Genomic DNA, 23,538 nt, shown 5'->3' with positions numbered 1-23,538 from the left:
TACTGAGGTTGAGGGTATCACTTAATTGACTTTGATAGCCAACTTGATAACTGGTTGAAGTCTCAGGCTCTAGTTCGCTATTGCCCGTTACTTTATAGCCATAATTACTGTGGTCAAAAATATAATAGCGTTCTTTTAGGTTAGGTACACGGTAACCACCACCGATGCTACTGCGGAAACTATGCTCACGACCACTGGCATCTAGATAGTTGTATTTGACTGCTACTTTTGGTGCGACGTGATCACCAAAATCCTCGTCATCTTGATAGCGGATGCCACTCAGAATCTCCCAATTATCACCAATGAGCCAGTCATCTTGTAGGTACATTTCACCCACATCACGGCTGACATCGTCTTCAGTCAGCTCACTGACTTGGTTGTTGGTCTGGGTTAACTCGTCTTTTTGTAATTGTCCACCTATTTGTAACAGGTGAGTATGATCATCAGACAGTACTAATGCAGGAAAATCAAGCTGAGCTTGTGCAAGGGTAGTGGTGATATTGGTATCACGATCTGTGGTAACCGTTTGCCCATTTTTAGACTCCGAATCACTTTGATAGTCTTCATACAATGCTTGCCCTGATAGCTTATAGGTTTTGCTACGGTCGTTACTATGCGGGGCAATATCCGCACGGGCACCAATGCTAAACCGCTGTCTGGTGATATCTTCATTGGTTTGATAATCTAGATAATTGCCTTTGGAATAGTAATCAAAGAGGCTAGTGTCGTCTTCTTTATATTGACTTGCCTCTACCCAGTATTGTGAGTTGCTGATTAAACGAGTATTTTCCTCGCTATTAACTGTTTTACTATCAATTGCTTTGTCTGATTGACCATCAGGGGTATAGCTTAAGCGTGCGCTAACCTGTGACTGCTCACTGGCATCTTTTAGCTGCGCCCATGCATCTGGATCTAAGCTTAAGCCTGCATCGTCTAAATAAGAACCAGATAGTCTGGCATGTATACGATTACCTTCATCCAATGCCCCTTCGATACTGGCTTCTACATAGCGCTTATTTGCATCGAAATTATTGCCAGATGGGTTTTGTTTACCATTACTGGCGATTTCTGTGGTGATATGTCCTTTTGTCTCGCTGATAGGTTTGGTAATAATATTAATAACACCGCCCATCGCCGCACTACCAAACTGAGCAGAGGCCGCCCCTTGTACGACTTCAATCTGTTCGATATCCACGTTCATATATTGGTTTAGATTGACGGTTGAGTTAGTACTGGCAGTAATGGGTAAGCCATCAATGAGCACCAATACCTGGTCACCAGTAAATCCTTGCATACTAACTTGATAGCCAGTTTTGCCGTGCACTTCGCTAAGATAAACATTGGGCAGAAGCGCTAAGGCATCTTTTAATGTGTGTGCATGGTTGTCATCTAGTTTTTGCCTATTCAATATCTGTACTCGTACAGGGGCATCACTGAGCGTACGATCTGAGCGGGTAGCGGTCACCACAATAGGATCGAGTTGGGCGCTTGGCATCCCTTGATCGTCAGTCGTGTCGTTGCTTATGTCATTATTGGTGTCATTATTGGTGTTACTGAGTGATGCCTTTGTTTCTAATGATGCCGCTTGTGCTGATAGTGGTGTCAATACTGATAGGGCTAATGCGATACCAATGGCCAAGGGGTGACGACTAAGTAGTGGTTGACGTATCGCTGCGTTTGCATAATTTGACACTAGGTTTGGTACTGTTTTTCGCGTGATAAGTGATTTGGATGTGAATATAGACATGAGTAAAACCACCACAATAAGAGTAAAAGATAGAAAGAATGTGTCGTCAAAAATATTTTTAGCTAAGATGTGAGCTAAAAAATGGCAGAACATAAACTGACGGCAGGTTACGTAATGAACTAACTTTAGCAACAGAACAGGGGTATATTATTACTAATAAGAATGATTATCAATATGTAAATAATAATTATTATCATTTACATTTTAAGTGAAGATGGTCATAATGTTCCTTATTCTGTGTCAATATGAAAAAAGGCAAACATCATTTACCATCAGAATTCATCGCTTTTTTATTGTCTTTTTTAATGACAAGCCCTATTGGAATGTGTTGAATATTCACAACCAGGCACTTCTATGATCAAACCCGCACATTCCTTCTTAAATAGATAGACACGAAATTATTCGTTGTGTCATTACTGATTATTTTATGGATATTACTATGAGTCGATCACTATCATTAACCCAAAAAAATACCGAGCTTTGGCAACAATATCAAAATAAAAAAACACAAGTTCCGATGCTGTTTCCGACTGAAGGCTCGAAAGCGTTAGGTGTCAGTGAGTTTGAGTTGATGTTAGCGTCACCTTTTAGCCAATATATTGGTGTTCAATACAAAGAGGTTTTGAAGCAGTTTGAGAGCTTCGGTCAAGTAGAGAGTATCGTCAGAAATGGATTGGCTGTGCACGAAAAAACCGCGCAATATCATAATTTAAAGCTTGGTGAAAAGATGGGTTTGGCGCTCAATGTTGGTGGTTTGGATTTGCGCTTTTTTATGTGGCGTTGGCAGCATATGCTTGCCGTTACTGACACCAGCAACCCAGATAAGCTGTCTTATAGTATTCAGTTTTATGATGAGCAGGGTGCAGCAATTGATAAGGTGTATTTACGTGAATTGACTGAGGATAATATCGCGCGCTGGCAAGATATGATTGCACAGCAGTTTGGGACGGTCAGTACTGATGAGCTTACTTTAACGGCACCGACCGCCCTTAAGGGTTGGCAGTATAAGGCGTTGAGCAATGATAAATGTCAAGAGTTACAACAAGGTTGGCTTGGAATGACCGATGTGCATCAGTTTCATGGCTTATTACAAAAGCTAGATATTGATCGTGCCAGTAGTTATCGTCAAGCACCTGCGGGAATGACACAGTCGCTAAATATCGATGCTGTTGCTGCTACTTTTGAGCAGGCACGAGACGCTCAATGTTCTATTATGATCTTTGTGGGTAATAGCGGCATCGTGCAGATTCAAACTGGACAAGTACATACCCTTAAGCGCATAGGCGATTGGTTCAATATTCTTGATAAAAATGAGACTAATTTTACCTTACATTTAAAAGACAAAGGTTTGGCGCAAGCCTGGTGCGTCAAACGTCCGACCAAAGATGGCATCGTGACTTGCATTGAAGGTTTTGATCGTTATGGGACGAGCGTATTTAGTGTGTTTGGTCAGCGTATCGAGGGAACGCCTGAGCTTGAGGCGTGGCAAACCATTGCAGCAGATATCGCTACAGAATATGCAGAAGATAGCCGTGTTGCATCAGACAACCATACAGCCGCTATCGTCTCTGCATCGGCTGAGCAGTTTGCCTAAACTATTTACAGTAATGAGTCACATGCATGATTAATATTGTCATTGCTTAAAGTGTGGTTGCGATTTGCTATTGCTGAATGCTAAAACAAGGAACATTTATGCTGTCCCCGATGTCTTTCTTTTCTACATCTTTATTACCTAATAACGTGCTAAGCGATAAAGTACTAAGCCATAAAAAATATGACTCAAAACGAATCATGGCCGTCACTATGGTTTTAAGTATTGTTGCTATACCATCATTGTCCGCACAAGCTTATGATCGTATTGTGGCTATGAGTCCAGATGTCGCCGATGTCATCGTTGCGCTTGGTGCTACCAATAAGTTGGTTGGTAAAAATGCAACCAATAGCAACCCTGCCTTAAAAAATGTGCCAACAGTCGGTATGCATCGCAATATCACCGCTGAGTCCGTACTGGCAGTCAAGCCCGATTTGGTGCTTGGTAGTTATATGGTGCAACCGTCTAGTGTCTATCAGCGTTTGAATGGTTTAAATGTCAAAGCCGTCAATGTCGCTCCTAAAGAAGATGTAGCTACTTTTATCAGTAGTATTAAGACCATTGGTAATTACGTTGGCAAAAAAACTCAAGGCAACACACTTGCTAATAGCTGGAACAAAGGCATGACACCGATGGCCAAAACGGGTAAGCGTTACTTGCTCAGCTACGATGGCCGTATTGTCGCTGGAAAGGGCACCGTTGGTGATGAGCTCATACGTCGCGCTGGTGGTATCAACGCTGCCAACGTTTCAGGGCTTAAACCATTGTCACGCGAAGGTTGGCTCGCTGCTAAACCTGATGTCATTATCATCGCTGATCATAACAAAGCCGTGGTCGGTGGCGTCGAGAAGTTTAGCCAACGTCCGGAAATTGCGGCCAGTGCTGCAGGTAAAAAGGGTGGGGTATACTTTTGGCCAGCAGATGAGTTTTTACGTTACGGTTTAAACTCACCGAAAGTGCTTAAAAAACTCAATTCAGTCGCAAAATAATTGACGTTTTTGACTATAGTCAAAGAATTTTAAAATGGCTACAAGGCAGCCGACTATAGATCGTACAGACATTACATTTAGGAAGGGTAACGCCGTAACGGTTTAGTAGTTCTCTGACTAACAGCGTAATCTTTAGCATTTAACCTCTTATATTTGATATAACGACACGTCATATGGCAAATACGATTACCGCGGCAGCGCCTGCTCAAGCCCGTAAACATAAATATAGCGTCTATTACATCTTTGCGGCCTTAGCATCATTGCTGCTTATTTGGTTGGGACTCGGTATTGGTTTTGGCGAATGGTCAAATCCTGCTCATCTCGATGAGACTATCTGGCAGCTGCGTTATCCACGGGTGGCGACTGCATTATTGGTTGGTATGGCGTTGTCTGTTAGTGGGGCTGCACTACAAGCCTTATTTGAAAACCCTTTAGCGGATCCCAGTTTAATCGGAACGTCAGGTGGTGCTGCGCTTGGTGTTGTTCTAGTATTGGCATTAGGGTTTGGTGGTATCGGTATACCGCTTGCTGCATTTACCGGTAGTGTGTTGGTGTGTTTATTTATTTTGGCTTGTCATCGGTTTTTGGGTGGTGGTCAAATGGGATTGCTGATTTTAGGCTTTGTCATCAGTGCATTTTGTGCTGCGATCGTGAGTCTTATTTTATTTATGTCTGATGATATGGTCTTGCGCAGTGCGACCAATTGGTTATCTGGCAGTATGGCGGAGGCAGGGTTTGTGCCGCTCCGATATTCTATTATATCTATGGTGCTTGGTTTAGTGATTTTATTACCATTAGGACGGCAGCTGGATGGTCTAATGCTTGGTGAGATGGCGGCAAAGTCTTTAGGTATTAAAGTAGGAGTGGTACGTTGTATGGTGGTTGTCGCGTCTGCATTGCTAACAGGGGCGGCGGTGTCTTTGGCGGGTGTGATTGGTTTTATTGGAATGATGGTACCGAACTTACTTGCTATCTTGTTCGGTGGTGGGCGCATGCGTCTGATGATTTGGTCAGGGTGGCTAGGCGCGATGCTCTTGCTTGTTATTGATGGTATGGCTCGCCACATCGCTTATCCAGTAGATGTGCCTGTTGGTATTGTGCTGGCGCTGCTTGGTGGTCCATTCTTTATTTGGTTGTTTGTCCGTAGTAGCCGTCGTTGATATGAGTGAGACATATGTTTAATTTACCTTTTTCCTTGACGGCAAAAGAGTCGTCTATAAACACAGAAGATAGCTTGCACAATAACACTAGCCAGTTATTGTCCATGAAAAATATTCACATCACTCATGGTGATAAAATACTATTGAGTATTGACGCGCTAGCATTGCCTAGCCAAAAACTGGTTGCTTTTATTGGCCCAAATGGTGCTGGGAAAAGCACGCTGCTGCATTCGATACTAGATCAGCATACGGGTGTCGGTCTTAAGACAGCCGGTCAAATCATGGTTCAAGATCAGCCCATCGCTGAGATACTCAGGCGCGGCCATATCGCTTGGGTTGGACAACACGAACGATTTGAGTTGCCATTAACGGTTCTGGATTATGCCTTGCTTGGCGTGTCACCCAATCTGGCATGGTATCAACATCCAAATGGTAAACATATTAGCCGTGCGCATAATTTACTTCATGATTTTGAGCTGACCTCACTGATTGGTGCTCGTGTACAGACGCTATCAGGTGGCGAAAAACAGCGTTTGGCTATCGTGCGTGCGCTGATGCAAGACACTCAAATTATGATGTTTGATGAACCGACCAATCATTTGGATATTCGTCATCAGCGTTTTTTGTTCCAGTATTTGTCTGATTTGGTTCGATATCAGTGCAGAAGTATCCTTGTTGTGCTGCACGATCTTACGCATGCTCATCGTTATATGGACGAAGTAGTATTGTTAGATGAAGGTCATATTGTGGCACAAGGGACACCTAATGAGGTGATGACTAGTGAACAGCTGAGTGCTGTTTATCAGGTGGATATTAAAGCTCATCAAACTGAAGATGGTTTGGTGTTTGTTTAGTCCGTTTAATATTTAATGTTCAGACTGAGGATACGCTCCAACTAAAAAAACCTCTTTGTCATATAACGATAAAGAGGTTTTTTCTGAAACAGAAAATGCCGTTAGCCGATACCTGATTTCGATACCTAAGCTTGATGCTTAAGTATTAAGCTACTGACGATTGTTACGCTTGTCTTCACGGCGTTGTTTATGCTTTGGACTGGTACGGTAGGTCAAATAACCGCCGATACACATGACTGCGATAAATGCGACAATGTACAAAAATATTGATGAACCAATAAAAGTAGAAGCGTCCATAGTTTTCTTCTTATTAGGGTGTATCAATAATTATGCAAACGTCCTATATCATTGTAAAGTAAACAAATTTAGTTCAGTTGTAAGTTCAAGTGAACGTAGGCGTGCGGCTTGGTTATGAATATTGGCAGTGACAATCAGCTCGTCGGGCTGGTGCGTGGCAACAAAGGCAGCAAGTTTTGGTTTAACGGTTTCGACAGAACCAATAAATGATACCGACAACGCATTGTCTACCATTGTCTTTTCTGCTTGACTCCAGACACTGTCCATATCGTGAGTAGGCTTTGGTATTTGACCTGTTTCACCGCGGCGCAAACGTACAAAGCTTTGCTGCGCTGAGGTAAAGTGGTATTGCGCGGTGGCATCATCATCAGCCAGTAATAAATTTGCCGCGAGCATTACGTAAGGCTTTTCTAAATAAGCCGATGGTTTGAACTGTTCACGGTACGTTGCAAGCGCTTGCGTCAGCATTTGCGGTGCAAAGTGTGAGGCAAACACATAGGGCAGTCCTAGGTGAGCGGCTAGCGATGCGCCAAACGTGGATGATCCTAATATCCAAACTGGCACGTTTGATTTTGCACCTGGAAATGCCTGTACTTGACTGTTATCAGTATTATCACCCAAAAAATACATCAACTCTTGCACATCTTGAGGAAAACGATCAGCATCCTGCATCTGACGGCGTAACGCCTGAAACGTCGCCCCATCAGTACCAGGTGCACGGCCCAAACCCAAGTCAATACGGTCACCATAGAGCGCTTGCAAAGTGCCAAATTGCTCGGCAATCATGAGCGGGGCATGGTTGGGCAGCATAATGCCGCCTGATCCAATACGAATACGCTGGGTTTGGCTGCCAATGTGTGACAACAATACGGACGTGGCTGCACTGGCAATACCAGGCATGTTGTGATGCTCTGCCATCCAATAGCGGTTTAAGCCAGATTTTTCTGCTTGTTGCGCGGTTTGAACCGTTTGGGCAATGCCTTCTGCAATGGTTTTACCCTCAGGTACGGGGGCCAGATCTAAAAATGATAAGGGAATGGTTGTACTCATAAGTCACCTGTTCTATAGAGTTAAAGTCACTCATGACTTTGTTGACAGTCTTATAGGCTGCTCATAACAAAATATTGAGTGCTTGACCCTTAACATAATGGGGCGGTTATTATGAATATAAAGGTAAGTGTTGGTACGAGTAACAATAAAAAGCATCGCTATTCAATGATGGCGATGCCTTTTATTATTTACTTTTTGAAACGGTCCTTTTCAAGCTTATACCATTCATAAGAATACGATTAGCTGTGTCAAAATCGCTTAGCCTACAACGTGTAGTGCTTGCACTCTTTTTCCTTGCTACTCTAATTTTTGTGAATGGTATTAGAACGTTATTAAATCAATCTACTGGCTAAACTGTTTTTGACAAAGCTCCATAAAAGCACGCCCATACTGACGAATTTCTGCATCATCACGTACCGCCATCCAACTGGTAAAGCGACCAAAGTGGTCCACTGGAATCGCGGTTAAGTTCTGATAATGGCTCGGCTCAAATGCCATTTCGGCAATGATACCAATACCTAGACCAAGGCCAACATAGGTGCTAATCACATCAGCATCCAGTGCTGCTAGTACGATATCAGGCTCTAACCCTGCCTCATCGAAAGTCTTGTCAATTGCTCCACGTCCAGTAAAACCGCCGTGATAAGTAACGATTGGATAGCTAGCAAGGGTCGGTAAATCGATAGATTCTAGGCTAGCAAGTTCGTGATCGCTTGGCACAATGACACGATGCGTCCAATCATAATAGCGATAGCACCGTAGATAATTATTGTGTAGTAGGGACTCAGTTGCAATACCAATATCAGCTTGCCCACGGATCACCATCTGTGCGATGGTTTCAGGATCTGCCTGTTGAAGTATCAGATTAACCTTAGGAAAGCGATCTTTAAACTCTTTAACCACTTGCGGCAACACGTAACGTGCTTGTGTATGAGTAGTTGCAATGGTGAGCGTGCCAATATTTGGGTTATTAAAATCAAGGCTAAGGTTTTCAATGGTGCGAATTTCAGCGAAGATGGCCTCAATGTGAGGCATGAGCGCTGTACCCATGGTTGTCAGCCCTGTTAGTCGTTTGCCTTGACGGACAAAAACTTCCGTTTTTAGCTGATTTTCAAGTGCCGCTATATGTTTAGATAGACTTGATTGGCTGGTATGCAGTACGATAGCTGCCTGACTTAAGTTATAGCCATTAATCACCGTGTGCCATACTGTCTCCAGCTGTTTGAGCTGAATTTGTAAGTGTCGTTGATTGACTACTACGTCGATTGCCATAACCTAATCCTATTATCTAAATATACAAAATCCGTCTGTATACATAAAATAAATATGTATAAACATGCGATAAGTAAACAGTGTAAAACAAAGCTATTATTCTTGTATATAATAAATAGCTATCAATTTATACTTTTTTGGAATATATATTTTAAGTATTCAAAAATGTTGATAGAATTTTTCATCTGCCAGACTGAGTAACTCGTTATCTTCTGGCGTATCTCCGTATGCGTATACAGTGCTAAAATTACTCAGATTGTATCTGTGTTCAACTAACTGCTTTTTTGTTATTCCGCTACAATCACCATTGATATAGTTGCCTGTCAATATACCGTCAGCGACATCTACTTCAGTGCATATTAAATCCAATCCATGTTTGACACACCATGGATTGAGATATAAGTCTAGAGATGCCGATACAATAACGACGACATCACCTTTTTGTTGATGCCATTTTATTTTTTCAAAAGCATTAGGTCTGACATAACGAGGTATTATCAACTCAGAGAAGGCTTCCCCTTTTATTCTAAGCTGTTGTTCACTCCTTTCTTTAAAAGCAAAGTGATAGACCTTTTTTCGAATTTCGCTACCTTGTAATAGACCTAATTTGTATTTCACAACAGTTGGTAATAAGATGACTTTACCTGTATTAATTCTGCTTTTAGGTGCTGCAAATAATAAGAATTTGGTAAAGGTATCTGTGTGGGTAATAGTGCCATCAAAATCAAATAAAGCGATATCCATAGGTGCTATCTCGTATTATTAGGGCATGGGTCATGTTAATTTTTTACACATAGCGTCTACTTAGACAGTTGTTGTATAGCTCTTTCGTACTATAGTCGGTGAACTACTCAACCACTACGGCATTAGTCTCCTTAGACATACTACTTGTACGATCTGCAGTCGGCAGCCTTGTGCCCATTTTAGAGCTCTTGGACTATATAGTCGGTTGAATAGAAAAATATTATTAGAATGTCTAGTCAAGCTAGGTGTTCTGAAGTACCATAATTGAATTTTGTTCTAATGAACGTATTTTTACAACGTAAAGCAATTTTTATCGATCCTTATTGTTAATAATCGATATCAATGATGGACAGTAATGATTGATAAAAATTGTGCGCGGTTGTGTTCTTTTTCTCAAGTGTTGGTGAGTTATTATGTCTGCTGTCAAATCTGTGCCGCCCAATCAGCCAGTTGCCAAAAAATCATGGGGAGAAGCGGCGAAAGCTTATTTAGACCCACGTGTCATGATTATGTTGTTTTTGGGTTTTTCAGCAGGTATTCCCATACTGCTTATTTTTTCTAGTTTGTCATTATGGCTCAGAGAAGCTGGCATCGATCGTGGCGTTGTGACCATGTTTAGTTGGGCCGCGCTCGGTTATTCATTCAAGTTTATCTGGGCACCATTGATTGATGCGTTACCTGTACCGTTTTTGACTAAGTGGTTGGGACGTCGACGCAGTTGGATGGTGGTATCACAGCTACTTATCGTTCTGGCTATTTTCCTAATGGCCAATGTGAATCCTGTAAGCGAAGCTGTTTTAGTTTATATGGCAGGAGCTGCCGTATTATTAGGATTTTCTTCTGCAACCCAAGATATTGTCATCGATGCATATCGCATCGAACTTGCGCCGCCATCGATGCAGTCTATATTGTCTTCTGTTTATGTGTCAGGTTACCGCATTGGTATGATTGTCGCAGGGGCAGGTGCATTATATTTGGCAGATTTTTTTGGCTCGAATGAGACTTTTTATAGTTATGAGGCATGGCGTAATACTTACTACATCATGGCAGGTGTCATGACGTTAGGGGTATTGACCACATTTGCCAGCTATGAGCCAACGGCTGAGACGTTGCAACACAAAAAGCAGAAGAGCAATCTTAAGGTGTTCTTGATTTATTCTGGTTTGCTATTAATACCAGGATTGATTTTTAGTTTGATATATCTAATCAATATTGTGATCAACAAAGTATTCAGCAGTACCCTAGCGCTAATACCATTAATGGCCATGCCAGCGATTAAGTTTTACTTTTTGGCCTTGGTTGCTTGTGCGCCTTTATTGCTGTTGTACTTCATTATCAACCAACCTAAAATTATCAATAAAGCTCCATTAGTCGCTGAAACTCGCGAAGATTACGTAAGATTGGTATTGCTGTTTGTATTCTCTGTCGTCGCGTTTATCATGGCTTATGTCTTGATTGGACCATTATTTCCAGAGTTCGAAGGCGCGTTTTCTAGCTTCCTTGTAGAAACATTACATCTGCTGATAAGTTTGGGTGTGGCGATGGCTGCAGGTTATGCACTCGTACAAGTAGGGTTGGTCAAAAAAGAAGTAGCGATGGCCACTTGGGTTGAGCCGATTTTAGATTTCTTTAGACGCTATGGTAAAAAGGCATTTTTATTACTGGCGCTCATTGGGTTATACCGTATTTCAGATATTGTTGCAGGTGTCATCTCCAACGTCTTTTATCAAGACATGGGCTTTAGTAAAACAGATATCGCCAACGCAGTGAAGCTCGTCGGCGTGATTATGGCGATTGCGGGTGGGTTTTTAGGTGGGCTATTAGCACAGCGTTTCCGTATGATGCATGCCATGATGATTGGCGCGATTCTTGCGTGTGTGACCAATTTGTTATTTGTGCTACTTACTTACAATCCAGGCAGTTTGCCATTTATGTATGTTGCGGTCATATTTGATAACTTAGCAGCAGGGCTTGCTAGTGCAGTGTTTATTGCTTTCTTATCAGCGTTGACCTCCATACGTTTTACAGCAGTTCAGTACGCTATTTTCTCATCACTTATGACGTTGATTCCTAAAGTAATGGGCGGATACTCGGGTGCTATCGTCGATAACATGGGCTATCCATTTTTCTTTATCTTTACCTTTGCGATTGGTATCCCGATTCTGGCGCTGATTTACTATGTCGATAAGCATATCGTCATTGGTGACAACGATGATATTTATGGCGATGATGAGGGTGATAATAGTGGTGGTAATAAATTAACTAAAGCTAACTCAAAATTGGATAGCTCTAAAGAGCGGCCACGTGTTTCAGATCGATGGTTGTCTTTGGTTTTTATCTCATTATTCGTTATGTACATTATTTTTAAGAACTATATATGATCGCATCGACCATTCGTCAGATAAAGCAGCACATTCAGCAATTGACGAATGAGGCTGCAAACAGCAAACTACCATCGTTTTGGCTAACGGACTGGTTATTGTATGTCGTTGATAAGCCTGTGATAGCGCTAATCACAGATGAAGGTTATCAACTAACAGACAGCGAGCTTGCGCAGTTCAATTCAGGTGTGACCAAGATGCAGGCAGGAATACCGCTTGCATATCTGACGGGTCAGCAAGCGTTCTGGTCGCTCACGTTTACTGTCAATGAGTATACGTTGATTCCTAGACCCGACACAGAAGTGTTGATTGAACAAGTATTAAATGGAATAAGTGCTCAGCCAAAGAGTATGGATGATGACAATAGACAGAAACGTTTACTGGATTTAGGTACTGGTTCAGGTTGCATCGCAATCAGCCTAGCGCATGAGCTAAAGGCAAAAAATCTTGGTCCTACAGACGATAGCTGGCAAGTGGTCGCGGTTGATTTGTCGTTAGAAGCATTAAAAGTCGCTAAGCACAATGCGGCTATCAATAACGTTGCTGATATTGAGTTTATACAGAGCAGTTGGTATGAGAGTCTGCCGACTGATGATAGTCAATTATTCGATGTGATTGTGTCCAACCCACCTTATATTGATGAAGAGGATGAGCATTTGGCTAGTTTAGTTGCTGAACCTATTAGTGCGTTAAGCGCACCTAATCACGGACTGGCGGATATAATAAATATTGTCGAACAGGCACCGAAGTATCTGCGTGTAGGTGGGTTATTAGCGATTGAACATGGTTTTGACCAAGGATCTGCTGTTCAACAGCTGTTTCTGGATAATGGCTTTGAGTCTGTGCATACGGTAAAAGACTACGGTAATAATGACCGTGTGACGCTTGGACAGTTTCAGTAAGTAGGCTTGTATAGATAAATTTGTTTGATAATAAGTTTGGAATAGTAGTGGATAAGGGTTAAATATGGCACTCTCATTAGAGGCAGGGCAGCTGCTAGACGAAGAACTGTTGTGTTATGCGCGGCAGATATTGCTTGATGGCTGGGATATTGATGCTCAGATACGTCTGAAGTCGTCTCGTGTGGTTATGATCGGAGCGGGCGGTCTAGGTTGTCCTGCTTCTGAGACGCTAGTGCGTGCAGGACTTGGGCATATTGAGCTAATCGATGATGATGTGATTGAGGCCAGTAATTTACAGCGTCAGACGCTATTTTTACCCGAAGATATCGGTAAGCATAAAGCACTGACAGCAGCGCAAATGTTAGCGCGCATTAATCCATTGATTACGGCTTGCGGTGCAGTGGCGCGGTTGAAAGAAGACAATGCCTACGAGCTGCTCAACATGGCAGCAGTAAAGCCTGATTTGCTTTTAGACTGTACGGATAATTTTGCCACACGTGATGTGATCAATCGTATTAGTGTGCGTTATCAGATTCCATTGTTGTCTGCTTCGGCAATTGCGATGCAAGGTCAGTTAGCACTGTATGAACCACATTTGAACACTGGCTGCTATCATTGCGTGTTTGGTTCAGTTGTGAGTGATACAGAATCTGATGAGCGTACTTGTGCTAACTCAGGCGTGCTTGCTAGTACGACTGCGATTATGGGAAATTTACAAGCCAATGCCGCTCTACAATACCTTGGATTAACCAAAAATCCACTGAAAAACAAGCTGCTCATATGGGATGGTAGCCAAATGCAGCAGCGATTAATGGGCTATCGACAAGATAAAGCGTGTCCAGTTTGTAGTAGTCATTAGCCTATTCTTACTGCATGACTTCATGGCTTCATGATTTTACGACTTCATGTGCTACTGCGCTAATATTTAATGATATCAGCATTTATTCTAAAACATCCTTTCTATCAGTATAGTTGTTTCTTATGAAAATTCATCGTCCGCATTTATTAAAGCATACGTTTAATGTCGTTAATCGTGTTCGCCAAACGGCGAGCGTTGCAGGTCTGTCTGCGCTCAGAGTAGCAAAAGGTGAAAAACCTGACGCGATGCTATTAAAAGACACTTTTGAACAATTGGGTACGACTTATATCAAAATCGGCCAGTTTATTGCGAGTACGCCATCTTTATTTCCACGTGATTATGTCAAGGCTTTTCAGAGCTGCTTGGACCAAACCACGCCATTGTCTTATGCTTATATCGAGCAGGTATTAAAAGAAGAGCTTGCTGTCGATGGCATGACGCTTGATGATAGGTTTGCCCATATCGATCCGGAACCATTGGCTTCCGCTTCTATTGCCCAAGTGCATGCCGCACGATTACACAGTGGCGATGAAGTGGTATTAAAGGTACAAAAGCCCAACGTTGAAACCATTATGCAGACAGATTTAGGCGTGTTGCATGGCGTGACCAAATTGCTCGAAATCCTTATGCCGTCGATGAAGTTTGCCAGTATCGCGCCAATTATCGATGAGATTCGTTTGCGTATGTTAGCTGAGACTGACTTTATCGCTGAGGCGCAAAACATTCGCGATTTTCAGCAGTTTTTGACCGTATCAGGTAACACTCGTGTGACAGCGCCCACGGTCTATGACGCGTTGACGACTAAGCGTGTACTGACCATGAGCCGTCTATATGGTGTTTCCATGGTAGAGGAGTCATTAATGCGTCAGTACTGCGCTGATCCTGCGCAAGTGATGGCAGACACGTTAAACACGTGGTTTGCCAGTTTGATGCTATGCAATAGCTTCCATGCTGACCTGCACGCAGGGAATTTGATGCTATTGACAGATGGTCGCATCGGCTTCTTAGACTTTGGTATCGTCGGTAAGCTAAAAGCAGAAAGCTGGCGTGCATGTATGGGTATGATGCAAGCCATGCAGGATAGTGATTATCAAGCAATGGCGCGCCATATGGTTGATATGGAGATGACGCATGGTGGCAATCAGGTCGATGTCGTGGCACTGGGCGATGACCTACAGCGTATGATGAAGACCATCATGGCAGAGGACAAAGCCTTTACTAGCGGTGTGCCTTTTAATAGTAAAGAGCAGGCCAATGAGCTTAATGAAATGATGCTCGAAATCGTTGAAGTTGGTAAGCGTCATGGCATTCACTTCCCACGTGACTTCGCGTTATTGACCAAACAGATGCTGTACTTTGATCGGTTCATGCGTACGCTCGCACCAGATATGGATATGTTTAGTGATCAGCGAGTACAAATGCTGGGATAATCTTAAACCATGCTACGGCTAAATACTTCCCGTAATTCAAAGCTGGTATGTACTTGGGCGACGCCTTCGATACGGTTTAGCCGATGTAGTAAAAACTCTTCATAATGTGTCATATCGCGTACTCTAACTTTGATAAGATAGTCTTCGGTACGTCCAGTGACGATACTGCAGCTAACGACTTCTTCGAAGCTCTGTATCTTAGATTCAAACTGTTCAAAGCGCTCAGCAGTATGACGATCCATACTGATCGCGATAAATACTGCCAATGGATAACCAAGCTTTTGAGCATCTGTCTTGGTGTAGTAGCCAGTGATAACGCCCGCATCCTCCAAGCGTTTAATACGGCGGGCACAAGGTGTGGCTGAAAGGTTCACGTGTTCAGCAAGCTCTGTGATACTCATGCGTGCCTGAGTCTGTAATAAGCGTAATAACTCTCTATCGGTCTCATCTATGTCGGCTAAAGAAGGTTGGGTAAAATGATGGTTTAGCATATTTTTGGATTTGTTAGAGGATTTAGCTAATTATAATTATAATTTCGTGTATTTCCACTAAAATAACCTAAAATTATACAAAATAAAGCCGATTTCTGTCTTATGAACTTTGATATTATAATGACATAAACATTGGTTATCTTGTATGAGGCAGATTGCCCCAGTCATCAACCATTTAGCTAAAAACATAAATTCCCATACCATTTAAGGATTGATTATGTCTGACCAAGCCACGCGCACTGTAGCCGCTACGACTGTAAAGACTACCCCAAAAAATGCCGCTTTTGATTATAAAAAATATCGTCCATTTGCCTTTGCACCATCGTTGCCAGATCGTACTTGGCCGAGCAAGACAATTGAGAAATCTCCAATATGGGCAAGTGTGGATCTGCGTGATGGTAACCAGGCTCTAATTGATCCGATGACAATTGAACAAAAAATGCGTTTTTTCAAAACCTTGGTGGATGTGGGTTTTAAAGAGATTGAAATTGGTTTTCCGTCAGCGGCGCAAGTTGAGTTTGACTTTGCACGTAAACTTATCGAAGAAAACCATGTGCCTGAAGGTGTGACTTTGCAAGTTTTGGTTCAGGCTCGTGAGCATTTGATTGCTCGTACGTTTGAATCATTGAAAGGCGCGAAGCGTGCTGTAGTCCATGTTTATAACTCAACTTGCCGTATTCAACGCGAAAAAGTATATGGTAAAGACAAAGCTGAGATTAAAGAAATTGCGATTGCAGGTGCCAAACTATTGCAGCAGTATGCGGCAAAATATCCTGAGACAGAGTGGGTGTTTCAATACTCGCCAGAAAGCTTTAGCCAAACAGAAACTGAGTATGCAGTAGAAGTCTGTGATGCCGTCTGTGAGGTATGGCAGCCACAAGCAGGTCAGGAAGTGATTCTTAACTTGCCAGCGACGGTGGAAGCGTCTACGCCTAATGTTTTTGCCGATCAAGTTGAATATTTCTGCCGTCATCTGGCCCAGCGCGAGCATGTGATTGTTAGTTTGCATACGCACAATGACCGTGGCTGTGCGGTTGCTGCGGCTGAGCTTGGTGTGTTGGCTGGTGCTGATCGTATTGAGGGTACTTTGCTCGGTAATGGTGAGCGTACGGGCAATATGGACATCATGGTAATGGCGATGAACTTGTTTAGCCAAGGTATTGATCCAGAGCTTGATTTTAGTAATATGAGTGATATTGTTCAGGTAGTCAGTGAATGTAATAATTTGCCTGTGCATCCACGTCATCCTTATGTCGGCGAGTTAGTATTTACCGCCTTTAGTGGCTCACATCAAGATGCTATTAAAAAGTCTCTCGACTATAATGAAAAGCATCAAGATGAAACAGAAAATGTTTGGGACGTGGCATATTTACCGATTGATCCGGCGCATATTGGTCGTAGCTATCAAGACGTAGTACGTATCAACAGTCAGTCCGGCAAAGGTGGCGTCGCTTATATTTTACAGCGCAATTATGGCTTTAACTTACCACGCTGGATGCAGATTGACTTTAGTGGTGTGGTACAAAAGCAAGCTGAAAGCGCTGCACGTGAGTTACAGAATGATGAAATATTACAAACTTTTGAAAGTACGTATTTGCAACAAGGTGCGTTTGAGCTACTAGACTATAGCGTCAATAACAAAGGCGGAGCAGTGTGCTTTGACGGTCAAGTGCAGATGCATGACGAAACCATCAATATTGCTGGAAAAGGTAATGGACCATTATCATCATTCATTGATGGTATTGCTCAGCATACTGGTAAGTCGATACATGTCATTAATTACGCTGAACATGCAATCAATCCGCAGCACAATAGTGGTGATGGTATCGATGATGATACCAATAGCGACAACAAAACCAATGCCAACGCAGCGGCTTATATTCAGTTAAATATTGATGGTGATGTTTATTCAGGGATTGGTACTTGTAGCAGTACTGTATCGGCTATGCTTAAAGGTGCGTTATCCGCCTTTGCTCAAGCAGCCAATAGTATCGCCGCTTAATATCAAAAGACATTCGTTTAATACAGCAAAAAACATCACCGCTTTTTTCTATAAGTAAGAAGCGGTGATGTTTTTTTGTATAGGAAAAAATATGGTAGTTTGAGCACGCGCTATCTCAAGGTGACCTGCATTCGATCTGCACAGAGTGCCAAGAGTAATAGCATAATATTACTTGTGTTTTTGCTGTCTAAGACTTACGCTAATGTGTATAGCACCTATTATTATATTAATATAAACATAAGGTTAATTATGGAACCTATATCTTTTGCTTCACTTTCATTGGCATCTATTTTGGCTTCGGTACCTGCGAATGGTGAAATTGTGACTAAGCCTACCATTACCACGCATATCAGTCCAGCTATTGCAGGACAGTGGGAGATAGACTTGGATAGTCCGATCACAATGACCGACCAAGCCAAAGCTAGACAAGAGACGTTAGGGGCTACTCAGCAGGCAGAGAGTGTCGAGCCTGACGTAGCTAATACAGAAGATGGCGTTTTGGTACAAAGCGAAAGGCGTATTGTTGATATTCCACCAACTACTAGTACAAACATGAGTGCGTCCACTAAAGAATCAAATCAGTGCCGTGAGTTGTATAACTTTGGTGCTGACAATGAAATGTGGGCGGTGAGCGGTGAAGAGTTTACATACAGTCGTTATTTAGTCACACACCGAGAAGAAGGCTTGCCAGTTATCGCTATTAGCACCGTCTATGATAATAATGAAGTAGATTGTTCTGGTAATCAGGTTGATCAGAGCGGTGAGGCGTTGATTGCTTTTTTGAATCATGACGGTAATCAAATGCAGTGGTGTGCAGACCCTGAAGGGAATGAATGTTTTATGAATTTTCATAAGGTATTGCCATAGTGATTTATAATCATTTGCGAGGGCATATTTTTTACCACGCTAATCTTTGCAAATCGTAAATAGCATAAGCATCCTATCTGCATACAATAAAAAACCGCTACCTTATGAAGGAGCGGTTTTTTTATTTATAGCCATAAATTATGATTTTTCTTTACTAGTGGTTAGAAGCTCTCTTTCAAGGTAATGAATGTTTTGAGCTTCTTGAACAAAGTTGTCATCGGCTAAAATAACATCGCGATGCATTGGTATATTGGTTTTGATACCTTCGATCACCAATTCATCTAGTGCATGTAGTGTTTTCGATACCGCTTGTTGGCGAGTCTGTCCATGACAGATAAGCTTGCCTATTAATGAATCATAATATGTCGGTATCTCATATCCAGGATATAGATGTGAGTCAAAACGAACGCCTGAGCCACTAGGAGCATATAACTGATTGACAGTACCAGGACAAGGCATAAAAGTCGCTGGATCTTCAGCATTGATACGGCACTCAATGGCATGACCTTGAACATCAATTTCGCTTTGGCGGTAAGATAAACCATAACCTGCAGCGATTTTTAGCTGTTCAACGACCACATCAATACCAGTAATCATTTCGGTCACTGGATGCTCGACCTGTACACGAGTATTCATTTCAATAAAGAAAAACTCGTTATTTTCAAATAAAAACTCAAAAGTACCCGCACCACGATACTTCACAAGCTCACACGCTTTTACACAGGCTCTTAAGATAGGTTCGCGTACATCGTCTGGAATATCTGGTGCAGGTGCTTCTTCTAGCACTTTTTGATGACGACGCTGTAATGAGCAGTCACGATCATACAGATGGATGGCATTGCCATTGCCATCACCAAGCACCTGTACTTCTACGTGGCGTGGATTCTGTAGATAGCGTTCCATATAAACAGTGTCATCGCCAAACCACAATTCTGCCTCCTGCTTAGCAGCTTGTACTTGTCCGATAACCTCTTCAAATCGTTCAACGACACGCATACCGCGGCCACCACCGCCAGCTGCAGCTTTAATCAATAGTGGAAAGCCAATATTACGTGCTTGCTCTTCAGCATTATGTAGCGTCACAGCACCAACAGAACCTGGTACAGTCGGCACGCCTGCTTTTTTCATGGCGTTAATAGCGGATACTTTATTACCCATCAAGCGGATATGATCAGCGTTTGGGCCTACAAAGGTCAAACCTGCTTCTTCAACTTGTTCAGCGAATTCAGCATTCTCTGATAAAAAACCATAGCCAGGATGAATGGCGTCGGCACCAGTGATTTCAGCAGCAGTTAAAATAGTATTGATATCAAGGTAGCTTTGATTGGCATTAGGTTTACCAATACAGATTGCCTCATCAACAAAACGTAAATGCATCAAGTTTGCATCAGCTGTGGAATAAACACCTACAGTCTCTATTCCAAGAGCTTTACAAGCTCTAACGATACGTAGGGCAATCTCACCTCTATTGGCGATGAGCAGTTTTTTTATCATGGGGTCATCCTTGTCGAAGCGGCAGTCATTGATAGAGTCGTTACTTTGGCATCGTGAATTTAAGTTATTATTGTCAGTGCAATATAGCTTAAATTTAGATGCCAAATGATAATGAAACCTCAATTATAGTGATATAAAGTGTGGCAAAAACAATCGTTACGCTTTATAGCGTATGACAGGTTGGCCAAACTGTACCACTTCAGAGTTATCGACTAAGATTTCATCAATGATGCCACTTTGAGTTGCCTCAAGTGGATTCATGATTTTCATGGCTTCAATAATACCAAGCGTATCACCAGCCTGTACTTTTTGACCTACTTTGACAAAAGGTGGGTCATTAGGGCTAGGTGCTGAGTAATAAACGCCAACCATCGGTGATGTCTCAACACTACCTGCTTTGACAGCTGGTTTTGCTTCAGCAGCAACGGGAGCAGCACCTGCTGCAGGTGCAGCCATCATCGTTGGAGCAGGGGCGTCGTAGTGACGAGTCAAACTAATGTGTTCATCGTCTGAGCTGATTTCTAAGTTAACCAGTTCACTTTCTTCCATGAGTGCGATCAGAGTGCGTATTTTTTCAATATCCATAGTTTTAATTTTGCCTTGTACTAAATTCGAGAAATAGTGTAACTAAATATTGTGTAGATAATTGCTAATGATACCTATATTCGTGCAAATGAGCAATCGATGTACAGTTGTTAACTGAATTTTTTTACATATTATGACGTAAGCTATTATACGAGTAAGAATTATACAAGGATTTATCATAGTCTATGTAACCAAGTAGCGCTAGTAATGGTTACTAGATACTAAGGCATGTCCTAAATTCAAACGAGTGCCCTCTAAATGGGCTAAAAATAGCTAAATTTTGCCAAACATCGTCAAATAGTTGGTCAATATCTTGATATTACCTGCACTATTTTCCTCGTTTAACGGCGATTTATCTTATTTTTATCACCATTTTTAAAATGAGGGCACACCCTAGGTTTACAGAAAGATATTAAGCCCATTTTGCTGTTAAGCGTTTTTGTTGATAACGCAGTCGTAAAGTCAGCAGGATGGACGATAAAAATAATCCTGTGATTAATGCCATCCAAAACCCTTGAGCACCAACGTCAGTAAAGCGTACTAAGTAAATACCGAGTGGTAACGCCACTAGCCAATAGCAAAATAGTGTGACCCACATTGGCACGGTGGTGTCTTGCATGCCACGCAATATACCAGCGATATTGACTTGCCAACCATCAAACAATTGATAAGCCAATGCAAAGATAAGTAGGTGCATGGCTTGTGCCCTGACGATAGGATTGTCTGTAAATGCCGCTGCCAGCTGTGGCCTAAACAGCCAAATACCAAGCATACAAGTGAGTGCAATCAACACTGTCCAAATTAAGCCTGTGGCTTGCACTTGTCGCAGAGCCATAATGTTTTTTTCACCAAAACGATTGGATATCATGATTGTCAGCGCCATGGCGACTGATATGGGTATCATGAATAGTTGGGAGGTCACTGACAGTGCTACCTGATGCGAAGCCGTTGCTATCTCGCCTAGTGGACTGATGACCAATGCGCCCAAACTAAATAAGCTGGCTTCAAAAAATATAGAGATACCAATCGGAATACCCAGTTTAAGCAGTTTTTTAATTTGTGCACGGTTAGGACTAGCAAAACTATAAAAGAATCGTGTGCTAGCAAACTGCTGCCGTTTTGTGAAGCTAGTATAAGCAGCAAGCAGTAGTACATTTATCCATAGCACAAAGGCCGTTGCAACGCCGCAACCTGCGCCGCCCATCTCAGGCATGCCGAACAAACCATGAATAAAAATATAGTTCAGCGGAATGTCTGCTAGTAAGCCGATGACACTAATGACAGTGACTGGTTCAGGTCGACCAAGTGCTTCGCAATAACTGCGTAGTACCGCATAGACGGCTAGGGCGGGGAAACCAAACGACACACCGTGAAGATACTGCGCGGCTATTGGCTGGATGTTTTCAGGTACGCCCATTATTCCCAGTATATTTGGAGCTAAATTAACCACGATAAAGCCAACAATACCAATGACACCAGCTGTCCATAAAGACTGCTGTGTGATATGAGGTACTCGGTTATGATCATTTTGCCCGATTGCTTCGCCAATGAGTGGTGTGGTAGCAATTAAAATACCAGTGGCCAACAAAAATAGAGGTAGCCACATACCAGAACCGACGGCAACTGCTGCCAAATCGAGCGCAGAGACTTGACCTGCCATAATGGCATCGACTACGCCAAGTGCTGCTTGGCAAAACTGAGTAATTAAGATAGGTAGTGCGAGCACACCTAAGCGTAAGCTGTAGCTTTTAAAATCTCTAAAGGATAATGGGAAAACCATAGTGAGCAACTTTTTATTTTTTACGGTATTTATTATGAATGAGCAACACCTGCCATCAATATAGTAATAGTGAGATAGGACGGTAGGAGTAGTGCCGACGATAATACTCCGATACATCATATGCGCAAGCTCATATAAGTGAAGTATGACAACAAAAACGAAGGCACTAAAATAAAAATAACCCGTTAATCTAAATAGGAGATTAACAGGTCATAAATAAATACGATGGTAAAGAAGCTGGGTTATAATGTCAATGTTTTACTAGTGTCCAATGGTAGTCGGTATAGACCATCATAGAGAAAGGTAAATATGAACTTGGATCATATTAGTTCTAGTGTTTCAGCCATGTTCATAATCGCTTGCCAGTGCTTTGGCTCTAGCGGAATAACGGTGAGCTGCTGACAGCCTTTTCTCAGTAATAACGAGTCTTCGAGTGCTGGTAAAAATTTAAGCTCTAAGAGTGGTATAACATCGGTAAAGGCATGTTCAAACTTAACATCGACCATGTACCAGCGTGGTTCCTCTTCGGTGGCGATAGGGTCGTAATGGCGATGTTCAGGATGAAACTGAGTCGGGTCGGGGTATCCCGCTTTGCTAATAGTCATGATGCCAGCCACACCTGACGGTTTGGCGCTAGAATGATAAAAAATCACTTGGTCACCGACTTTCATATCATCGCGCATAAAGTTACGAGCACGATAATTACGTACGCCATCCCAGCCATCTGTGCCCAAACGTTGCAAGTCATTAATACCAAAAAACTTTGGATTGGATTTCATTAACCAGTAAGCCATATTATTATCCTGTTAATTATTATGGTTTTGTTAGGGTGTGTTGAACATTAATCAGCCGTTAGCCGGTGACAGTCGTTTTAGTGGTAGCCATTCTGCCAATAAGAAAGCGTAGTTAGTATGAGTGTTTGTTACTGGTTTTGTTATTGCAGGGATTTTCTTTAAGAGAGTCTTTTTTTTAATGAGTTTAGCCGTTATCCTAGCGCTACTTTCTGCTAATGACAGCAGCAACGTACTTATAGATAAATATTT

General features: G+C 42.2%; 21 protein-coding genes. 10 read left to right on the top strand and 11 right to left on the bottom strand.

Annotation, left to right across the window (positions count from 1 at the left end; translation table 11 throughout):
- Positions 1–1,747: TonB-dependent receptor plug domain-containing protein (locus tag ACT3QP_RS09970; protein WP_444525366.1), on the bottom strand; the 1,747-nt coding region annotated here is incomplete at its 3' end.
- A 439-nt stretch (positions 1,748–2,186) separates the two neighbouring features.
- On the opposite strand from ACT3QP_RS09970, the gene ACT3QP_RS09965 reads away from it, so the two are divergent.
- The 4 genes from ACT3QP_RS09965 (at position 2,187) to ACT3QP_RS09950 (ending at position 6,341) form a co-directional block, all read left to right on the top strand.
- The gene (locus ACT3QP_RS09965) at positions 2,187–3,341 is read left to right on the top strand and encodes a ChuX/HutX family heme-like substrate-binding protein (protein WP_192518594.1); all 1,155 of its coding nucleotides are present in this window, start codon (positions 2,187–2,189) and stop codon (positions 3,339–3,341) included.
- 98 nt (positions 3,342–3,439) lie between these two features.
- A complete protein-coding gene (locus ACT3QP_RS09960; protein ID WP_225739087.1) occupies positions 3,440–4,327 on the top strand; it encodes a heme/hemin ABC transporter substrate-binding protein in 888 nt (295 codons plus the stop codon).
- A gap of 173 nt (positions 4,328–4,500) precedes the next feature.
- Positions 4,501–5,487, top strand: a complete 987-nt coding sequence (locus tag ACT3QP_RS09955) for a FecCD family ABC transporter permease (RefSeq protein ID WP_192518593.1) — start codon at positions 4,501–4,503, stop codon at positions 5,485–5,487.
- Positions 5,488–5,501: 14 nt separating this feature from the next.
- Positions 5,502–6,341 carry an ABC transporter ATP-binding protein gene (locus tag ACT3QP_RS09950; RefSeq protein ID WP_192518592.1) on the top strand — a complete coding sequence of 280 codons (840 nt, stop codon included), beginning with the start codon at positions 5,502–5,504 and terminating at the stop codon, positions 6,339–6,341.
- A 150-nt stretch (positions 6,342–6,491) separates the two neighbouring features.
- Here ACT3QP_RS09950 and ACT3QP_RS09945 read toward each other — a convergent pair whose 3' ends face one another.
- From ACT3QP_RS09945 to ACT3QP_RS09930, 4 genes are all read right to left on the bottom strand, one after another.
- Entirely contained in the window at positions 6,492–6,638 is a 147-nt protein-coding gene (locus tag ACT3QP_RS09945) for a hypothetical protein (RefSeq protein WP_192518591.1), read from the bottom strand.
- 48 nt (positions 6,639–6,686) lie between these two features.
- On the bottom strand, positions 6,687–7,688 hold the full coding sequence (locus ACT3QP_RS09940; protein WP_192992463.1) for an LLM class flavin-dependent oxidoreductase: 1,002 nt from the start codon (positions 7,686–7,688) through the stop codon (positions 6,687–6,689).
- Positions 7,689–8,030: 342 nt separating this feature from the next.
- On the bottom strand, positions 8,031–8,960 hold the full coding sequence (locus tag ACT3QP_RS09935) for a LysR substrate-binding domain-containing protein (protein ID WP_442072865.1): 930 nt from the start codon (positions 8,958–8,960) through the stop codon (positions 8,031–8,033).
- A gap of 159 nt (positions 8,961–9,119) precedes the next feature.
- A complete protein-coding gene (locus tag ACT3QP_RS09930; RefSeq protein ID WP_444525365.1) occupies positions 9,120–9,704 on the bottom strand; it encodes an HAD family hydrolase in 585 nt (194 codons plus the stop codon).
- A 413-nt stretch (positions 9,705–10,117) separates the two neighbouring features.
- On the opposite strand from ACT3QP_RS09930, the gene ACT3QP_RS09925 reads away from it, so the two are divergent.
- From ACT3QP_RS09925 to ACT3QP_RS09910, 4 genes are all read left to right on the top strand, one after another.
- Positions 10,118–12,085 (top strand): AmpG family muropeptide MFS transporter, encoded by a 1,968-nt coding sequence (locus tag ACT3QP_RS09925; protein WP_192519752.1) that lies wholly within the window; start codon positions 10,118–10,120, stop codon positions 12,083–12,085.
- Positions 12,082–12,987 carry a peptide chain release factor N(5)-glutamine methyltransferase gene (gene prmC / locus ACT3QP_RS09920; RefSeq protein ID WP_192991844.1) on the top strand — a complete coding sequence of 302 codons (906 nt, stop codon included), beginning with the start codon at positions 12,082–12,084 and terminating at the stop codon, positions 12,985–12,987. Before ACT3QP_RS09925 ends, prmC begins: the two co-directional genes overlap by 4 nt.
- 64 nt (positions 12,988–13,051) lie before the next feature.
- Positions 13,052–13,846, top strand: a complete 795-nt coding sequence (locus ACT3QP_RS09915; RefSeq protein WP_444525364.1) for a HesA/MoeB/ThiF family protein — start codon at positions 13,052–13,054, stop codon at positions 13,844–13,846.
- Positions 13,847–13,968: 122 nt separating this feature from the next.
- Positions 13,969–15,276: an ABC1 kinase family protein gene (locus ACT3QP_RS09910; RefSeq protein WP_444525363.1), complete on the top strand. Its 1,308-nt coding sequence runs from the start codon at positions 13,969–13,971 to the stop codon at positions 15,274–15,276.
- Between the two features lie 2 nt (positions 15,277–15,278).
- Here ACT3QP_RS09910 and ACT3QP_RS09905 read toward each other — a convergent pair whose 3' ends face one another.
- Positions 15,279–15,767, bottom strand: a complete 489-nt coding sequence (locus tag ACT3QP_RS09905; protein WP_444525362.1) for an Lrp/AsnC family transcriptional regulator — start codon at positions 15,765–15,767, stop codon at positions 15,279–15,281.
- Between the two features lie 217 nt (positions 15,768–15,984).
- Between ACT3QP_RS09905 and leuA the strand changes: the two genes are divergently transcribed.
- Together leuA and ACT3QP_RS09895 are read left to right on the top strand one after the other, a co-directional pair.
- A complete protein-coding gene (gene leuA, locus ACT3QP_RS09900; RefSeq protein ID WP_444525361.1) occupies positions 15,985–17,769 on the top strand; it encodes a 2-isopropylmalate synthase in 1,785 nt (594 codons plus the stop codon).
- Positions 17,770–18,018: 249 nt separating this feature from the next.
- Positions 18,019–18,636: a hypothetical protein gene (locus ACT3QP_RS09895; RefSeq protein ID WP_444525360.1), complete on the top strand. Its 618-nt coding sequence runs from the start codon at positions 18,019–18,021 to the stop codon at positions 18,634–18,636.
- A 138-nt stretch (positions 18,637–18,774) separates the two neighbouring features.
- On the opposite strand, the gene accC is transcribed toward ACT3QP_RS09895, so the two are convergent.
- From accC to ACT3QP_RS09870, 5 genes are all read right to left on the bottom strand, one after another.
- The gene (gene accC / locus ACT3QP_RS09890; protein WP_444525359.1) at positions 18,775–20,130 is read right to left on the bottom strand and encodes an acetyl-CoA carboxylase biotin carboxylase subunit; all 1,356 of its coding nucleotides are present in this window, start codon (positions 20,128–20,130) and stop codon (positions 18,775–18,777) included.
- A gap of 156 nt (positions 20,131–20,286) precedes the next feature.
- The gene (gene accB, locus ACT3QP_RS09885) at positions 20,287–20,715 is read right to left on the bottom strand and encodes an acetyl-CoA carboxylase biotin carboxyl carrier protein (protein ID WP_192519744.1); all 429 of its coding nucleotides are present in this window, start codon (positions 20,713–20,715) and stop codon (positions 20,287–20,289) included.
- Between the two features lie 412 nt (positions 20,716–21,127).
- Positions 21,128–22,495, bottom strand: coding sequence for an MATE family efflux transporter (locus tag ACT3QP_RS09880; protein ID WP_192519743.1), 1,368 nt, complete (start codon positions 22,493–22,495; stop codon positions 21,128–21,130).
- Between the two features lie 320 nt (positions 22,496–22,815).
- The gene (locus ACT3QP_RS09875) at positions 22,816–23,289 is read right to left on the bottom strand and encodes an EVE domain-containing protein (protein WP_192520144.1); all 474 of its coding nucleotides are present in this window, start codon (positions 23,287–23,289) and stop codon (positions 22,816–22,818) included.
- 51 nt (positions 23,290–23,340) lie between these two features.
- The coding region (locus ACT3QP_RS09870) for a hypothetical protein (RefSeq protein WP_444525358.1) at positions 23,341–23,538 on the bottom strand (198 nt) is incomplete at its 5' end.

Origin of the sequence: Psychrobacter sp. AOP7-B1-24 (assembly GCF_052376215.1) — a bacterium.
Taxonomy (GTDB): domain Bacteria; phylum Pseudomonadota; class Gammaproteobacteria; order Pseudomonadales; family Moraxellaceae; genus Psychrobacter.
The sequence above is the reverse complement of the archived record's forward strand: the minus strand, read 5'-3'. Positions and strand labels throughout refer to the sequence as shown.

Bases quoted from the DNA above. Each gene is read 5' to 3' on its own strand.
- ACT3QP_RS09895 (WP_444525360.1), top strand. From the start codon at position 18,019: ATGGAACCTATATCTTTTGCTTCACTTTCATTGGCATCTATTTTGGCT.
- ACT3QP_RS09950 (WP_192518592.1), top strand. From the start codon at position 5,502: ATGTTTAATTTACCTTTTTCCTTGACGGCAAAAGAGTCGTCTATAAAC.
- ACT3QP_RS09935 (WP_442072865.1), bottom strand. From the start codon at position 8,960: ATGGCAATCGACGTAGTAGTCAATCAACGACACTTACAAATTCAGCTC.
- ACT3QP_RS09905 (WP_444525362.1), bottom strand. From the start codon at position 15,767: ATGCTAAACCATCATTTTACCCAACCTTCTTTAGCCGACATAGATGAG.
- ACT3QP_RS09945 (WP_192518591.1), bottom strand. From the start codon at position 6,638: ATGGACGCTTCTACTTTTATTGGTTCATCAATATTTTTGTACATTGTC.
- ACT3QP_RS09875 (WP_192520144.1), bottom strand. From the start codon at position 23,289: ATGGCTTACTGGTTAATGAAATCCAATCCAAAGTTTTTTGGTATTAAT.
- prmC (WP_192991844.1), top strand. From the start codon at position 12,082: ATGATCGCATCGACCATTCGTCAGATAAAGCAGCACATTCAGCAATTG.
- ACT3QP_RS09915 (WP_444525364.1), top strand. From the start codon at position 13,052: ATGGCACTCTCATTAGAGGCAGGGCAGCTGCTAGACGAAGAACTGTTG.
- ACT3QP_RS09910 (WP_444525363.1), top strand. From the start codon at position 13,969: ATGAAAATTCATCGTCCGCATTTATTAAAGCATACGTTTAATGTCGTT.
- accC (WP_444525359.1), bottom strand. From the start codon at position 20,130: ATGATAAAAAAACTGCTCATCGCCAATAGAGGTGAGATTGCCCTACGT.
- ACT3QP_RS09930 (WP_444525365.1), bottom strand. From the start codon at position 9,704: ATGGATATCGCTTTATTTGATTTTGATGGCACTATTACCCACACAGAT.
- ACT3QP_RS09940 (WP_192992463.1), bottom strand. From the start codon at position 7,688: ATGAGTACAACCATTCCCTTATCATTTTTAGATCTGGCCCCCGTACCT.
- ACT3QP_RS09960 (WP_225739087.1), top strand. From the start codon at position 3,440: ATGCTGTCCCCGATGTCTTTCTTTTCTACATCTTTATTACCTAATAAC.
- ACT3QP_RS09965 (WP_192518594.1), top strand. From the start codon at position 2,187: ATGAGTCGATCACTATCATTAACCCAAAAAAATACCGAGCTTTGGCAA.
- ACT3QP_RS09955 (WP_192518593.1), top strand. From the start codon at position 4,501: ATGGCAAATACGATTACCGCGGCAGCGCCTGCTCAAGCCCGTAAACAT.
- ACT3QP_RS09880 (WP_192519743.1), bottom strand. From the start codon at position 22,495: ATGGTTTTCCCATTATCCTTTAGAGATTTTAAAAGCTACAGCTTACGC.
- ACT3QP_RS09925 (WP_192519752.1), top strand. From the start codon at position 10,118: ATGTCTGCTGTCAAATCTGTGCCGCCCAATCAGCCAGTTGCCAAAAAA.
- leuA (WP_444525361.1), top strand. From the start codon at position 15,985: ATGTCTGACCAAGCCACGCGCACTGTAGCCGCTACGACTGTAAAGACT.
- accB (WP_192519744.1), bottom strand. From the start codon at position 20,715: ATGGATATTGAAAAAATACGCACTCTGATCGCACTCATGGAAGAAAGT.